Genomic DNA, 13,272 nt, shown 5'->3' with positions numbered 1-13,272 from the left:
GGAGAGCGGCATGGCAGTCATACATATTGATGGAACCACTGTCGAAGTAGATAGCGCAGATAACTTGCTACAAGCCTGCTTATCACTCGGCATTGATGTGCCGTATTTTTGTTATCATCCAGCCCTTGGCTCAGTAGGCTCGTGCCGTCAGTGCGCGGTCAAGCAATTCCAAAATAAAGAAGATATGGAAGCAGGTCGCGGTCGCCTTGTGATGTCTTGTATGGTCGCTCCTGGCGATGATATGTACATCTCGGTCACTGACGATGAAGCCAAAGCATTCCGCAAGTCGATGGTTGAGCTACTCATGACCAACCATCCGCATGACTGTCCAACCTGTGAAGAGGGCGGACATTGTCATTTACAGGACATGACTTATATGTCAGGTCATAGCCGCCGTCGCTATCGCTTTACCAAACGCACGCATCACAACCAAGAGCTTGGCCCATTCATCGCGCATGAGATGAACCGTTGTATCGCTTGCTATCGCTGTGTACGTTTTTATAAAGACTACGCAGGCGGCGAAGATTTAGGCGTTTATGGCTCAAACAACCGCGTGTATTTTGGCCGTGATAAAGATGGTCAGTTTGAAAGCGAGTTTTCAGGCAATTTAACGGAAGTATGCCCAACGGGTGTCTTCACTGATAAAACACATTCTGAGCGCTATAACCGTAAATGGGACATGCAGTATGCGCCAAGCATCTGTCATGGTTGCTCAGCTGGTTGTAATATCTCACCGGGTGAGCGTTATGGTGAATTGCGCCGTATCGAAAACCGCTATAACGGCGAAGTAAACCGCTATTTCTTATGTGACCGTGGTCGTTTTGGTTATGGCTATGTCAATCGTGATGATCGTCCAACGCAAGCGCTTGAACGTATCAATGATAAGCATGTCAAAATCAATATTGACTACGCACTCGATGAAACCATCAAACGTATCAAAGATAGAAAAGTCATCGGTATTGGCTCACCACGCGCCAGCCTTGAGACTAACTTTGCGCTAAAAAATCTCGTTGGCTTTGATAACTTCTCAACAGGTTTGAACCATCAGCAGCAAGCAATGGTTAATAAATGCATCGAAGTGCTTAGCACGGAAGGCATTTATAACCCTAGCATGACTGATATCGAAACGCATGATGCAGTGCTCGTATTAGGTGAAGACATCACTCAAACTTCATCACGTGTCGCGCTGTCAGTACGTCAAGCGGCAAAAAATGAAGGCCTAAAAATGGCAGCGGCGCTGCAAACACAGCCTTGGCTTGCTGAACCAGTTAAGCGTATCGCTCAAGATGCGTTAAGCCCAGTCTATGTCATCGATGTAACGCAAACTAAGCTAGAAGATATCAGTAAAGTGAGCGTAGTGGCGACCCCTGAAGACATCACTAAGCTTGGCTTTAAAGTCGCTGATGAAATTGCTAATTTCGCTGATGATTTAGCAGACATAGCAGATCCACAAGCAGCTGATGCAAGTGCTGAAACTGACGGTATGCAAGCATTGGCGCAGCAAATCGCTTATGACTTGATTCAAGCTGATAAGCCGTTAGTTGTTTCGGGTAGCAGCTTATCATCTACTGCATTGATAGAAGCAGCAGCGCAGATTACGCAAGCATTGACACAAAAACGCTCGGCTATCAAAGCGACTGAACAGCAGCAAGTGGACACGTATAATGCTCAAGTTCGTGATGAGCAAGCGCAAATAGAAGATAAAGAGCTATCCGCTAAACCAAACAAACCTGAAACTGGTGTTGATACAGAAACGCAAGACAATGTAGAACGCGCTCCTGCTAAAAAACTTGAACTGAAAGAAGTAAATAATAAATATCAGGCACAAGCAGGTATTTACCTAACGGTTACCGATGCCAATAGCATGGGTGTTTGCATGCTTGGCGGTCAATCAGTCGAAGAGCTACTGGCGACTGATTTTGATGTGGTTATCGTTGCTGAAAATCAGCTGACTGATGCCATTGATGCCAGTAAGTTGACTCAACTATTAGCCGACAAAACCGTCATTGCGCTAGATCATCAGCTGCTTGATTGGCATAAAGATGTCGATATCGTATTGCCAGCAGCAAGCTTTGCTGAAGCGGATGGTACGCTGATATCGGCTGAAGGTCGTGCACAGCGCTTCTTCCAAGTTTACGACAACGAATACTACCATCCAATGAGCAGTATCAAAGAAGGCTGGCGCTGGTTACATGCCGTGCATAGCAGCATAGAAGGTCGTGATGTCGATTGGACGCAGCTAGATGACGTTATCAATGCTTTGATCGCCACCCATCCTAAGCTTGCTGGTATTAAAAATGCTGCTCCTGATGCCGATTACCGTATGACTGGTCTGAAGATTGCTCGTCAGCCGCGCCGTTATTCAGGCCGTACCGCCATGCGTGCGCCGATATCTGTGCATGAGCCGATGCAGCCAAAAGATTTAGACACCGGTTTGACTTTCTCAATGGAAGGTTATAGTGGTAAAGAAACACCAAGCTCGATGATTCCTTTTGCCAATGCGGCAGGTTGGAACTCACCGCAAGCGTGGAATAAATACCAAGACAAGGTCGGTGGTCATCTAAAAAATGGCGACCCAGGTGTGCGCATGTTTGATCAGCTAGACCGTCTGGCCACACGCCAATATGTTGCACCAGAGGCTATGTCTGCGACGACGACGGATATGCAGCAAGGACAAGCAAAGCTTGTGCCTATCCATAATATTTATGCCAGCTCTATGATGGCGTCACGTAGCCCAGTGGTTGCGGAGCAACTGCCTGTTGCTGCATGGCGTATCGGGATGGATGATGCTAGGGACTGGAACATTGCTAATGGTGATTACTTAGCGATTGAAATCAATAAGCAACAAATTACCTTACCAGTACAGATTGTCGGTTATTTAGCAGAAGGCTGTATCGGTTATCCAGTTGGGCAGGTGAGTATTATTCATCCATCAATGCCAGCGTCGGTTCGCAAAGTGGATGCACCAGTAACGATGATGGGTAGCATGGCTAACGATATGATGAACAATAACGATGCTGCGCAAATGAGCACAGCACCGACCACCACACAGGAGGTGTAATATGCAAGTTACCCGTATTATCCCTGATGTGCCAAGCTTCTTGGCTGGTAGCATGAGCTTTGATGCTTGGTCAATTTTATTTATGGTCGGGCAATCACTGGTCATCTTCTTGGTCGTGGTTATGGTTGCCGCTATGATGATTGTCTATGAGCGCCGCATGCTAGCTTTATGGCAGGACCGTTATGGTCCAAACCGCGTCGGACCCTTTGGTTCGTTGCAGCTGGTTGCTGATATGCTCAAAATCTTCTTTAAAGAAGATTGGACGCCAAACTTTACCGATAAGTTTATGTTTACCTTGGCACCTGCGGTCGCGATGTTTACCGCATTGGCCTCATTTGCCATTATTCCTATCTCGCCAACGCTTGGCGTGGCTGATTGGGATATCGGTATTCTGTTCTTCTTTGCGATGGCAGGTATTGCTGTCTATGCCGTGATGTTCGGTGGCTGGGCCTCTGCTAACAAATTCTCGTTACTTGGTGGTTTGCGCTCTGCTGCACAGACGATCAGTTATGAAGTATTCTTGGGCTTATCACTGATGGGCGTAGTGGCATTAACCGGCTCATTTAACTTGCGCGCCATTGTTGAGGCGCAAATCGACGGCTGGTATATCATTCCGCAGTTTTTCGGCTTTTTGACCTTTGTTGTTGCTGGCGTTGCAGTCACCCATAGACATCCATTTGATCAGCCAGAAGCAGAGCAAGAGCTGGCTGAAGGCTATCATGTTGAATATTCTGGCATGAAATTCGGTATGTTCTTTATTGGCGAATATGTCAACGTTGTACTGATTTCTGCCTTGATGACGTGCTTATTCTTTGGTGGTTGGCTTGCGCCTTTTAACTTAGATATTCCATTTATTCCACCAGCTTTTTGGTTCATGATTAAAACGCTGTTCTTTATGACCATGTTTATTTTGGCTCGAGGCTCACTCATGCGTCCGCGTTATGATCAAGTGATGAACTTTGGCTGGAAAGTTTGTCTGCCAGTAACGCTGATTAATCTGTTGGTTACTGCTGCGGTCATTTTGATCTTTTCTCCAACGTTGTAATCATCACTAGTAGCCATCACTAGCCATCATTGATGAACTAGGGTAAAGCTGATAAGGATAATAATCCCATGTTTACTACCATAAAAAAGACCGTCATTGGACTATTTACCATTGTCCGCAGCATGTGGATGGTCAATAGTCATGCGCTCAGACCGCGTGACACCATCCTTTATCCTGAGGTGCCGGTACCTGTGCCGCCGCGTTTTCGTGGACGTATTGTCCTAACGCGTGACCCTGATGGAGACGAGCGCTGTGTGGCTTGTAACTTGTGTGCGGTGGCATGCCCGGTAGGGTGTATCTCCTTACAAAAAGCGGAACGTGAAGACGGTCGTTGGTATCCAGAGTTTTTTCGAATTAACTTTTCGCGCTGTATTTTTTGTGGCTTGTGTGAAGAGGCGTGTCCAACGACAGCCATTCAAATGACGCCTGACTTTGAGTTGGGTGAATATAAGCGCCAAGACTTGGTCTATGAAAAAGAGCATTTGCTCATTTCAGGGCCAGGTAAATATCCTGATTATAACTATTATCGTGTGACGGGTATGGCGGTAGCGGACAAACCAAAAGGCGCAGCACAAAACGAAGCTGCACCGATTGATCTAAGGAGCTTGCTACCATGATGAATATTTTGAACCATCCTGAACTGGCTGGGTTTTATTCGCTTGCAGCAGTGGCCATATTTGCCAGTCTGCGCGTCGTGACTCAAGCCAATCCAGTGCATGCTATCTTATCGATGATTGTGTCATTACTGGCAATCGCAGGGATATTTTTTGTACTAGGCGCGCCATTTGCTGGTGCGTTAGAGATAGTCGTCTATGCCGGTGCTATTATGGTGCTATTTGTCTTTGTTATTATGATGCTTAATTTAGGCATGAGCAATGATGAGCGTGAAGAGCGCTGGCTTGATGCGGGCACTTGGGCGCTACCGACAGGGTTAACGATTATTATCGCGGTTGTGCTGTATGCAATGATTGGTATGGGTCATGACGAAGCGGCAATGATTGGTGGCTCGACAATATCTGCCAAAGCAGTCGGTACGGTGCTATTTACTAAATATGTGATGTTGATAGAAGTGGCTGCATTGCTACTATTGGCAGCCTTGGTCGCCGCGTATCATTTGGGTAAAGAGTCTATCGCTGATGAGGTTACTGTTAATGCAAACCACAGTAATGATAGTCAAGCATCTAATGCTAATGTCGCAAGTATCAAACACTACGATGATCACGGCATGCCGATAGATGCTGACGCGGCGAAAATGGCAGAACCTTACGAATATAAAGATGTTGACCCGCATGACTATGTAAGTATGAATGCAGGTACGCAGCTGGGTGTGAATAAAGTCACGCGCAAGGAGTCAGACTAATGGTACTAGCAGCGAGCGTGGCACAAGATGTGTCAAACGTGCCGTTTGCCCACGAGGTAGCAGGCTTAGTACAGCCAGTTGCTGAGGCGCAGAATGTACTGGGCATGATACCCATGAGCCATGGACTGATTTTGGCAGGTATCTTATTTGCCATTGGTCTGTGCGGCGTCATGGTACGACGTAACTTCCTATTTATGCTAATGAGCCTTGAGATCATGATGAATGCAACAGCATTGGCATTTGTGGTGGCAGGTAGTCGTTGGGTCGATCCAGATGGACAGATTATGTTTATCTTTATTTTGACCTTGGCAGCAGCAGAGGCCGCCATTGGTTTGGCAATATTATTGCGGTTTTATCATCAGCGTGGGCATCTCGATGTCGACAGCGCCAATGAGATGAAAGGATGATGTCATGAGTTTATTACCATTAACCTTTATATTCCCGCTCGTTGGCTTTTTGATTTTAGCCTTTATGCGCGACAAGCTAACAGAGCAGGTGGCAGCGATTGTCGGTGTCGGTAGTATGCTGTTATCAGCACTATGCACGCTAATCGTTAGTTATACTTTTTTAACCAATAATCCAGCAGGAACGGTTGTAGAGATTCCGCTTTGGACATGGTTCCAAGTCGGAGATTTTGCCCCAAGTTTCGGTCTGAGCTTTGATGGTTTGGCACTGACGATGACGGGTGTCATTACTGGAATTGGCTTTTTAATCCATCTTTTTGCCGCTTGGTATATGAAAGGCGACACTGGATTTGCCCGCTTCTTTAGCTATATGAACTTGTTCGTCGCCAGCATGTTATTGCTAGTCTTGGCAGATAACTTGTTCTTGCTTTATCTTGGCTGGGAAGGTGTTGGTATCTGTTCGTACTTGCTGATCGGTTTTTATTACCATGACCGCGCCAATGGTCTTGCAGCGATGAAAGCCTTTACGGTGACGCGCGTAGGTGATGTATTCTTAGCCTTCGGTCTGTTTTTATTATTCCGCGAATTCGGTACGCTTAATATTCAAGAAATTATTACGCGTGCACCAGAAGTATTCGATATCAACAATCCAACGATGATGTTGACCACCATGATGTTAGTTGGCGGCGCGATGGGTAAATCAGCGCAGCTGCCATTACATACATGGCTGGCTGATGCGATGGCAGGTCCGACGCCAGTATCAGCGCTTATTCACGCGGCAACGATGGTCACGGCAGGTGTTTATTTAATTGCCCGTCTACATCCATTGTTTGAGCTGACCCCTGGTATTTTATTATATTGGGTCGGCGGCGTAGGGGCGTTGACGTTGGTCGTTGCTGGATTCTGTGCACTGGCACAAACCGACATCAAACGTATTCTTGCTTATTCAACGATGAGCCAAATTGGCTATATGTTCTTAGCACTCGGCGTTGGTGCGTGGCAAGGCGCTATCTTCCATTTGATGACCCATGCTTTCTTTAAAGCCCTGTTATTCTTATCATCAGGTGCAGTCATCCTTGCGGTACACCATGAGCAAAACATCTTTAAGATGGGCGGTCTACGTAAAAAGATACCGTTGGTATTCTGGTGTTATATCGTCGGTGGCGGTGCATTGGCAGCGATACCTTGGGTTACCGTTGGCTTTTATTCTAAAGAAGCGATTCTTTGGGAAAGTTATGCAACCGGTCACATGGTTTTATTCTATATGGGCGTATTCGGCGCATTTTTAACCGCACTTTATACTTTCCGTATGATTTGGATTATCTTCTTTGGTGAAGAGAAAACGCACGCGCATAAGTTATCTGGTGTGTCGTATTGGCTGCCACTTAGTGTGTTGCTCGTATTATCAACGGCAGTGGGTGCATTTATCACTCCGCCATTACAAGGCGTCTTGCCAGAGAGTGTTGGGCATTTATTGGAAGTCGCTGGTCAAGCGCATGGTAAGCATACGGCTGAGTTTATCGCCATGGGTGCGATGCTGGCTGGTCTAATAATAGCGGCGCTATTATATGTGGTGGATAAAGGTCGCATGCTCACCCGCTTTAAGCGCTCACGTGTTGGTGGGGCGCTATATCACTGGTGTTATCATGGTCTAGGTTTTGATGCGCTATACGATGTAATTTTTGTAAAACCCTTTTTGTTCATCGGCCGCTTATTTAAAGCCGACCCTATCGATAAAACGTGGTTGCTGTTACCTAAGCTGGCATCAGCTGGTAATAAGGTATTGTCTGCGACGCAAACTGGGTCACTTCGAGGTTACGCTGCAAGCTTTGGCTTGGGCATGGCTGTATTACTAGTGCTGGTAATGATGACGGTGGTATAAGATGATTGAGTTACAACAAACGTGGATGCTACCAGCATTAATTGCAATTCCCTTTATTGCGGGATTGCTATGTTGGTTGGTCGAGCGCTTTAATAAACGTCTGCCGCGCTGGATTGCTCTAATCGGTATGACGTTGACCTTTGTATTGTCGCTAGTGATGTGGCAATACGGCGACTTTAGTGGCATGAGTAAACAAGTCATTGCGCCAGATGCAAATGTGCCTTGGGTAGCGGAGTTCAGTGTGCCATGGATACCGACTTTTGGTATCAGCTTCCATTTGGCATTAGATGGTTTATCACTGATGATGGTGGCGTTAACAGGATTGCTCGGTATTGCTGCTGTGGCTTGTTCGTGGAATGAGATTCAGCGTCGAGTCGGCTTTTTCCATCTGAACTTGCTATGGAGTTTGGGCGGCGTCATTGGTGTTTTCTTAGCCATTGACCTGTTCTTATTCTTCTTCTTTTGGGAGATGATGCTGGTTCCTATCTACTTCTTGATCGCTATTTGGGGTCATGATGTGGTTGGCAAAACCAAGGAATACGCAGCGACTAAGTTCTTTATTTATACCCAAGCGTCTGGGCTTATTATGCTGGTCGGCATTTTGATATTGGTCATTATCAGCTACGCTCAAAAAGGGGTGGTCAGCTTTAACTATAATGATTTGCTCGGTACGTCACTTGGCGGCTGGGAATATCCGATCATGCTGTGCTTCTTTATTGGCTTTGCGGTTAAGCTGCCGATTATTCCGTTCCATGGCTGGTTGCCAGATGCGCATGCGCAAGCACCAACGGCAGGTTCGGTGGATTTGGCAGGGGTTTTGATTAAAACCGCCGCTTATGGTTTGATTCGTTTCGTGTTGCCATTATTTCCAGCAGCATCACAAGATTTTGCGCCGATTGCGATGACCTTGGGTACCATTGGTATCTTTTACGGCGCATGGCTCGCCTTTATGCAGACCGATATGAAGCGTTTGCTCGCTTATACCAGTATTTCGCACATGGGCTTTGTGGTATTAGCAATTTATGCTGGAACCTTACTCAGCTTGCAAGGTCTGATGATTCAGATGTTAGCGCATGGCTTAAGCTCAGCAGCGCTATTCATTATGGCAGGACAGTTATATGAGCGTCTACATACGCGCGATCTAACCTTGATGGGTGGTATGTGGGGTCAGTTCCGTTACTACGCACCGATACTGATGTTCTTCTGTGCGGCATTGCTCGGTATTCCGGGGACAGGTAATTTCATTGGCGAGTTCATGATTTTATTTGGTGCCTTTGCTCAGTATCCAGTATTTGTGGTCTTTGCAACATTCAGTTTGGTACTAGCAGGGCTATACTCGCTTATTTTGATTCACCGTGCACTATTTGGCAAAAACAACATCGAAGCAGTCGCCATGCAAGAAACCAAGTCACATGGTTTGCCTACGCGTCCATTAAAAGATTTGGGCAAGCGTGAGCTGTCATTGTTATTGATGCTCGCTGCAGGCTTGGTATGGCTTGGTCTATATCCACAGCCGTTCCTTGATACCTCAAGTCATGCGATGCAGTGGATCAATAATGCTTATATATACAGTCAAGTCACACAAGTAGATGCGTCGCAACTGCTTGATGCAATGGAGGCACGTTAAGTCATGAATGATATTACGATGAATGATTTGATGGGGTTATTGCCTTATGCGCCAATCATTGCCGTCGTTATTACGGTATTGGTGGTCATGATTGCCATCGCAATTAAACGCTCACATATGGTGACTGGTACGATAACGGTCGTCGGCTTAAATATTGGTCTGTTTACCCTCATTGGGCAAATGACAGGTATGGTGAATAGCGGTACTCTCGTACCAAACGCTGAGCAGTTATTCGTTATCGATAACTTTGCTCAGTTTAATATGGTGATTATTTTTATCTGTGCATTGGCTTGTTGTACGTTATCTTATGCGTATTTGGCCAATCTTAAGGATAATAAAGAAGAGCTATATTTGCTCATGTTGCTATCGACGATTGGTGCTTTGCTGATGGTCAGTGCTCAGCATTTAGCGTCATTCTTTATGAGCTTAGAGATGCTGTCTATACCGCTATACGGTATGCTGTCATATACCTATATGCGCAACCGCTCACTAGAGTCAGGGCTGAAATACTTGGTGCTGTCAGCGACGGCATCAGCGACATTGCTCATGGGTATGGCATTTATCTATGCCGAAGTAGGCTCGCTCGCCTTTAAGCCAATCAGTATGGTATTGGGTGATGTTTTTGAGTCGCCACTTCTGATACTTGGTGCGGCGATGATGATGTTTGGTATCGCCTTCAAACTCTCTGCTGCGCCGTTTCATATGTGGACACCAGATGTATACGAAGGCGCTCCAGCACCAATCGCTACCTTTTTAGCATCGGTATCAAAAGTAGCTATGATGGGCTTAGCGGTTCGTTTCTTAATCGATACGTCTTTATTGGCCTTGCCATCGGTGCAAATGCTGTTAATGGTCATGGCAACTTTATCTATTTTGATCGGTAACTTATTAGCAGTACGTCAAACCAGCCTCAAACGCCTATTGGGTTATTCATCCATTGCCCATATGGGTTACGTGTTGATTGTCATCGTCAGTATCGGCGCGGCAGCGGATAGTATCTCTAGTATGTATATGGCTGTTTATGCATTAACCTCTATCGGTGCCTTTGGTGTTGTGACCTTGATGTCGAGCCCTTATCGCTTGTCTGGTGAGGCTGATGAGTTGACTCACTATCAAGGTCTGTTTTGGCGTCGTCCCGTATTGACTGCAGTTATGACTATTATGATGTTGTCATTGGCAGGCATTCCGTTGACGGCAGGCTTTATTACCAAGCTATTTGCGATATTGGCAGCGGTACAAGGAACCAACTGGTTCTTGGCAGCGATGATTATCTTGGGCAGTGCGATCGGCTTATTCTATTATTTACGTGTGATGCTCACCCTCTTTAAACGTCCTAAACAGTTCATTGAGTTTGACGTTTCTAGCCAATGGGCGATGCGTACTGGCGGGATTATGGTTATTGCGGTGACCGCGATGATTATCTTCTTTGGTATCTTGCCAAACAGCATGATTGAATGGGCAAGTCTGGCACGTATTTGGTAAATAGCAAAAGAGTAAGTAGGGGTATACTGATACCGCTGCTTATCTGTTATTACGGTCAGAAACCCAAGATGCGCCAGCTTTATGATAAGCTTGGCGCATCTTTTATTTTGTGTCGTTTAAAGTCTTGATAAAAATAATGATTACTAAAAAGTGAGTCGATAATTCTTATGAGTGATAATATTCAGGCAGTAACCGTGCTTAGTAAGACCACGTGGACGCCAAATCTATTTAGCTTCACTGTCAGCCGTCCTGATAGCTTTAAGTTTACTGCGGGTCAATTTGTGCGTTTGGGCGTCAATCCCAGTCAATTAAAATATTATAAACAGCAGCGTGCAGCAGGTAATGCCGTTGCTAATGAAGAACAGAATGAAAAACTAAACGAAGACATCTTTCGGGCTTATTCCATCGTTTCTTCGCCGTTTGATGAGGTGCTAGAGTTCTTCTCTATAGTAATTCCTGATGGCGCATTTACGTCGCAGTTGCAGCATTTAGAAGTGGGCGATGAGCTGCTGCTTAATACTATGCCGTTTGGTTTTTTGACGTTAGCACGTTATCAAAAGCCTTTACCAAAAGATTTATGGCTGCTCGCGACTGGAACGGGCTTGGCACCATTTTTATCAATGTTACAAGATTTGCAGACGTGGGAAGACTATGAGCACATCATCTTGGCCTATAGCGCGCGCTCGATAGAAGAGCTTGCTTATGTTGAAAAGATCGAAAGCTTGCAAGAAGACTTTGGTTCTTTGGTTGAAAATCCTGCAAAACTAATCTTTATTCCCATCGTTACCCGTGAATCTGTCGAAGGCGCCCTGACAGAGCGTCTGCCCAAGCTGCTGCTAGATGGTACGCTACAAGCGCGAGCAGGGATTGCCTTAGATATTGATAGTACGCATGTCATGTTATGTGGCAATCCAGACATGGTGGAAGATACCAAAGAAGCGCTCAAGACTTTAGGTCTGGTGATGAATCGTCGCGGCGAGGGCAATATTGCAGTAGAAAATTACTGGTAGTTGCATGATTGATGACGGCACGCTTTAGAAGCCATTGAAAATTTGCTTGATAAAAAAGCGCTGACGCTAAAAGACAAAAATAGTCTCTAAGTGTCAGCGCTTTTTTATGAATTGAAAATCATGATTTTTATACTAGGGGATTTATACCTGACTCGGTTCGGTAGCATCATCTATTGGGTTAATAGGGCCTTGCATCAGCTCAGGCTCATCATCATCGCCGATAATATCTTCGTTACTGCTGGCAGCCAATAAATCACGATAATTGATTTGAGTTTTCAAAATCATTTGCTCTTCTTCAAGTTCGCCATAGTTGACTTGAACTTTATGCAAAGTGCTCATGATTTTTTTGTTCTTTTTTAACCAACGATTGATATCAAGGTAGATAACCTCGTCTTTTGCACGGGCGATATTGATATAAGAGAGAATAAAGCCTAAAGGGTCTTTTTTCAGAATAGTGTGATAAAACCAAATAAACAGTTTGATACCTTGGCGCTTAATAAACGACTCACAACGTAGATTTAGCACATCAGTATAAGTCTGTTGACCAAAGACAAATCGCTGGACGTTACGATCGAGCTGTACATGAATCAAACTAAAATTACTAGCCACCTCTGCATAAATGCCACCAGCATCGACCGTACAGTATAAGCGGAACCAGCCATCATGCATCTCAACACGCAGCTCTAAGATGGCTTTTACATTATCAGTGACGAACTTCTGCAGCGCATCATTGACATAAATCTGTGCCACTGGCAGCGACAGCTCATCTTCGAATTTATCAGTCGTTCTATGATATATCTGTTTGATTGATTGGGTAAGGCGCTCCCAACCATCACTAAATGATTCGTCGAAACGATAGCCCATATTTTCAAAAAATTCATCAAAATTGTCTGAATTATCCCTGTTATCAAAATCACTCAAACTTATTATCCTTATAATTATAGGGGAGGTAGCTGACTCAATGGCATAAAGAGCGACTGATTAAAAAATGACAGACAGACTGTTCTTTAATGAAAGCTGGCGAGTGGTCATTACATGCGTTTTTGCCAAATCAGCAATAATCTGTCCTGTCTATTTACGCCTGTTTAACCCGCCCTAATGACACAAAAATTATAAAACAGTATATAACAAATATGATGTCTTCAAAATGGACACATGGGTTTTGTCGCAAATCATTTAATTGGCAATGCTTATATGTTTAAAATACGGCCTAGCGATGACATACCCGCATTGGTTTTATATCATTTTTGCTGGTTCAGCTTGTCAATAAATTGACCAAAGGAGATAAATACTGTGTGAGTGGATTAAAATGAGTCGGCAACGGTTGTGCTAGCGACAGAATTCTATGTCATGTTATGATAGCGCCAGTATAAATCCTGCCCATTATCATAACGCTTATTA

10 protein-coding genes are annotated in these 13,272 nt (G+C 45.0%); 9 read left to right on the top strand and 1 reads right to left on the bottom strand.

The window, feature by feature from the left end:
- Positions 1–10: 10 nt before the first annotated feature.
- The 9 genes from nuoG to JFC08_RS06240 all read left to right on the top strand — a co-directional run bounded on the left by nuoG (position 11) and on the right by JFC08_RS06240 (position 11,871).
- Positions 11–3,061: an NADH-quinone oxidoreductase subunit NuoG gene (gene nuoG / locus JFC08_RS06280; RefSeq protein ID WP_198330121.1), complete on the top strand. Its 3,051-nt coding sequence runs from the start codon at positions 11–13 to the stop codon at positions 3,059–3,061.
- A gap of 52 nt (positions 3,062–3,113) precedes the next feature.
- Positions 3,114–4,106 carry an NADH-quinone oxidoreductase subunit NuoH gene (nuoH, locus tag JFC08_RS06275; RefSeq protein ID WP_045445151.1) on the top strand — a complete coding sequence of 331 codons (993 nt, stop codon included), beginning with the start codon at positions 3,114–3,116 and terminating at the stop codon, positions 4,104–4,106.
- Positions 4,107–4,174: 68 nt separating this feature from the next.
- The gene (gene nuoI, locus JFC08_RS06270) at positions 4,175–4,723 is read left to right on the top strand and encodes an NADH-quinone oxidoreductase subunit NuoI (protein WP_045444743.1); all 549 of its coding nucleotides are present in this window, start codon (positions 4,175–4,177) and stop codon (positions 4,721–4,723) included.
- Positions 4,720–5,466, top strand: a complete 747-nt coding sequence (gene nuoJ / locus JFC08_RS06265; protein ID WP_198330120.1) for an NADH-quinone oxidoreductase subunit J — start codon at positions 4,720–4,722, stop codon at positions 5,464–5,466. Before nuoI ends, nuoJ begins: the two co-directional genes overlap by 4 nt.
- Positions 5,467–5,564: 98 nt before the next feature.
- Entirely contained in the window at positions 5,565–5,873 is a 309-nt protein-coding gene (gene nuoK / locus JFC08_RS06260; RefSeq protein WP_045445153.1) for an NADH-quinone oxidoreductase subunit NuoK, read from the top strand.
- Positions 5,874–5,877: 4 nt separating this feature from the next.
- Positions 5,878–7,752: an NADH-quinone oxidoreductase subunit L gene (gene nuoL, locus JFC08_RS06255; protein WP_198330119.1), complete on the top strand. Its 1,875-nt coding sequence runs from the start codon at positions 5,878–5,880 to the stop codon at positions 7,750–7,752.
- Between the two features lies 1 nt (position 7,753).
- Positions 7,754–9,379 carry an NADH-quinone oxidoreductase subunit M gene (nuoM, locus tag JFC08_RS06250; RefSeq protein WP_198330118.1) on the top strand — a complete coding sequence of 542 codons (1,626 nt, stop codon included), beginning with the start codon at positions 7,754–7,756 and terminating at the stop codon, positions 9,377–9,379.
- A gap of 3 nt (positions 9,380–9,382) precedes the next feature.
- Positions 9,383–10,861, top strand: coding sequence for an NADH-quinone oxidoreductase subunit NuoN (nuoN, locus tag JFC08_RS06245; RefSeq protein ID WP_087815854.1), 1,479 nt, complete (start codon positions 9,383–9,385; stop codon positions 10,859–10,861).
- A gap of 167 nt (positions 10,862–11,028) precedes the next feature.
- The gene (locus JFC08_RS06240) at positions 11,029–11,871 is read left to right on the top strand and encodes a ferredoxin--NADP reductase (protein WP_198330117.1); all 843 of its coding nucleotides are present in this window, start codon (positions 11,029–11,031) and stop codon (positions 11,869–11,871) included.
- A gap of 141 nt (positions 11,872–12,012) precedes the next feature.
- On the opposite strand, the gene JFC08_RS06235 is transcribed toward JFC08_RS06240, so the two are convergent.
- On the bottom strand, positions 12,013–12,792 hold the full coding sequence (locus tag JFC08_RS06235) for a hypothetical protein (RefSeq protein WP_109592537.1): 780 nt from the start codon (positions 12,790–12,792) through the stop codon (positions 12,013–12,015).
- Positions 12,793–13,272: the final 480 nt, after the last annotated feature.

The organism is Psychrobacter cibarius (assembly GCF_016107535.1).
Classification (GTDB): domain Bacteria; phylum Pseudomonadota; class Gammaproteobacteria; order Pseudomonadales; family Moraxellaceae; genus Psychrobacter; species Psychrobacter cibarius.
Note: the sequence above shows the minus strand (reverse complement) of the source record. Positions and strands in the feature narration are given on the sequence as shown.

Bases quoted from the DNA above. Each gene is read 5' to 3' on its own strand.
- nuoG (WP_198330121.1), top strand. From the start codon at position 11: ATGGCAGTCATACATATTGATGGAACCACTGTCGAAGTAGATAGCGCA.
- nuoH (WP_045445151.1), top strand. From the start codon at position 3,114: ATGAGCTTTGATGCTTGGTCAATTTTATTTATGGTCGGGCAATCACTG.
- nuoI (WP_045444743.1), top strand. From the start codon at position 4,175: ATGTTTACTACCATAAAAAAGACCGTCATTGGACTATTTACCATTGTC.
- nuoJ (WP_198330120.1), top strand. From the start codon at position 4,720: ATGATGAATATTTTGAACCATCCTGAACTGGCTGGGTTTTATTCGCTT.
- nuoL (WP_198330119.1), top strand. From the start codon at position 5,878: ATGAGTTTATTACCATTAACCTTTATATTCCCGCTCGTTGGCTTTTTG.
- nuoM (WP_198330118.1), top strand. From the start codon at position 7,754: ATGATTGAGTTACAACAAACGTGGATGCTACCAGCATTAATTGCAATT.
- nuoN (WP_087815854.1), top strand. From the start codon at position 9,383: ATGAATGATATTACGATGAATGATTTGATGGGGTTATTGCCTTATGCG.
- JFC08_RS06240 (WP_198330117.1), top strand. From the start codon at position 11,029: ATGAGTGATAATATTCAGGCAGTAACCGTGCTTAGTAAGACCACGTGG.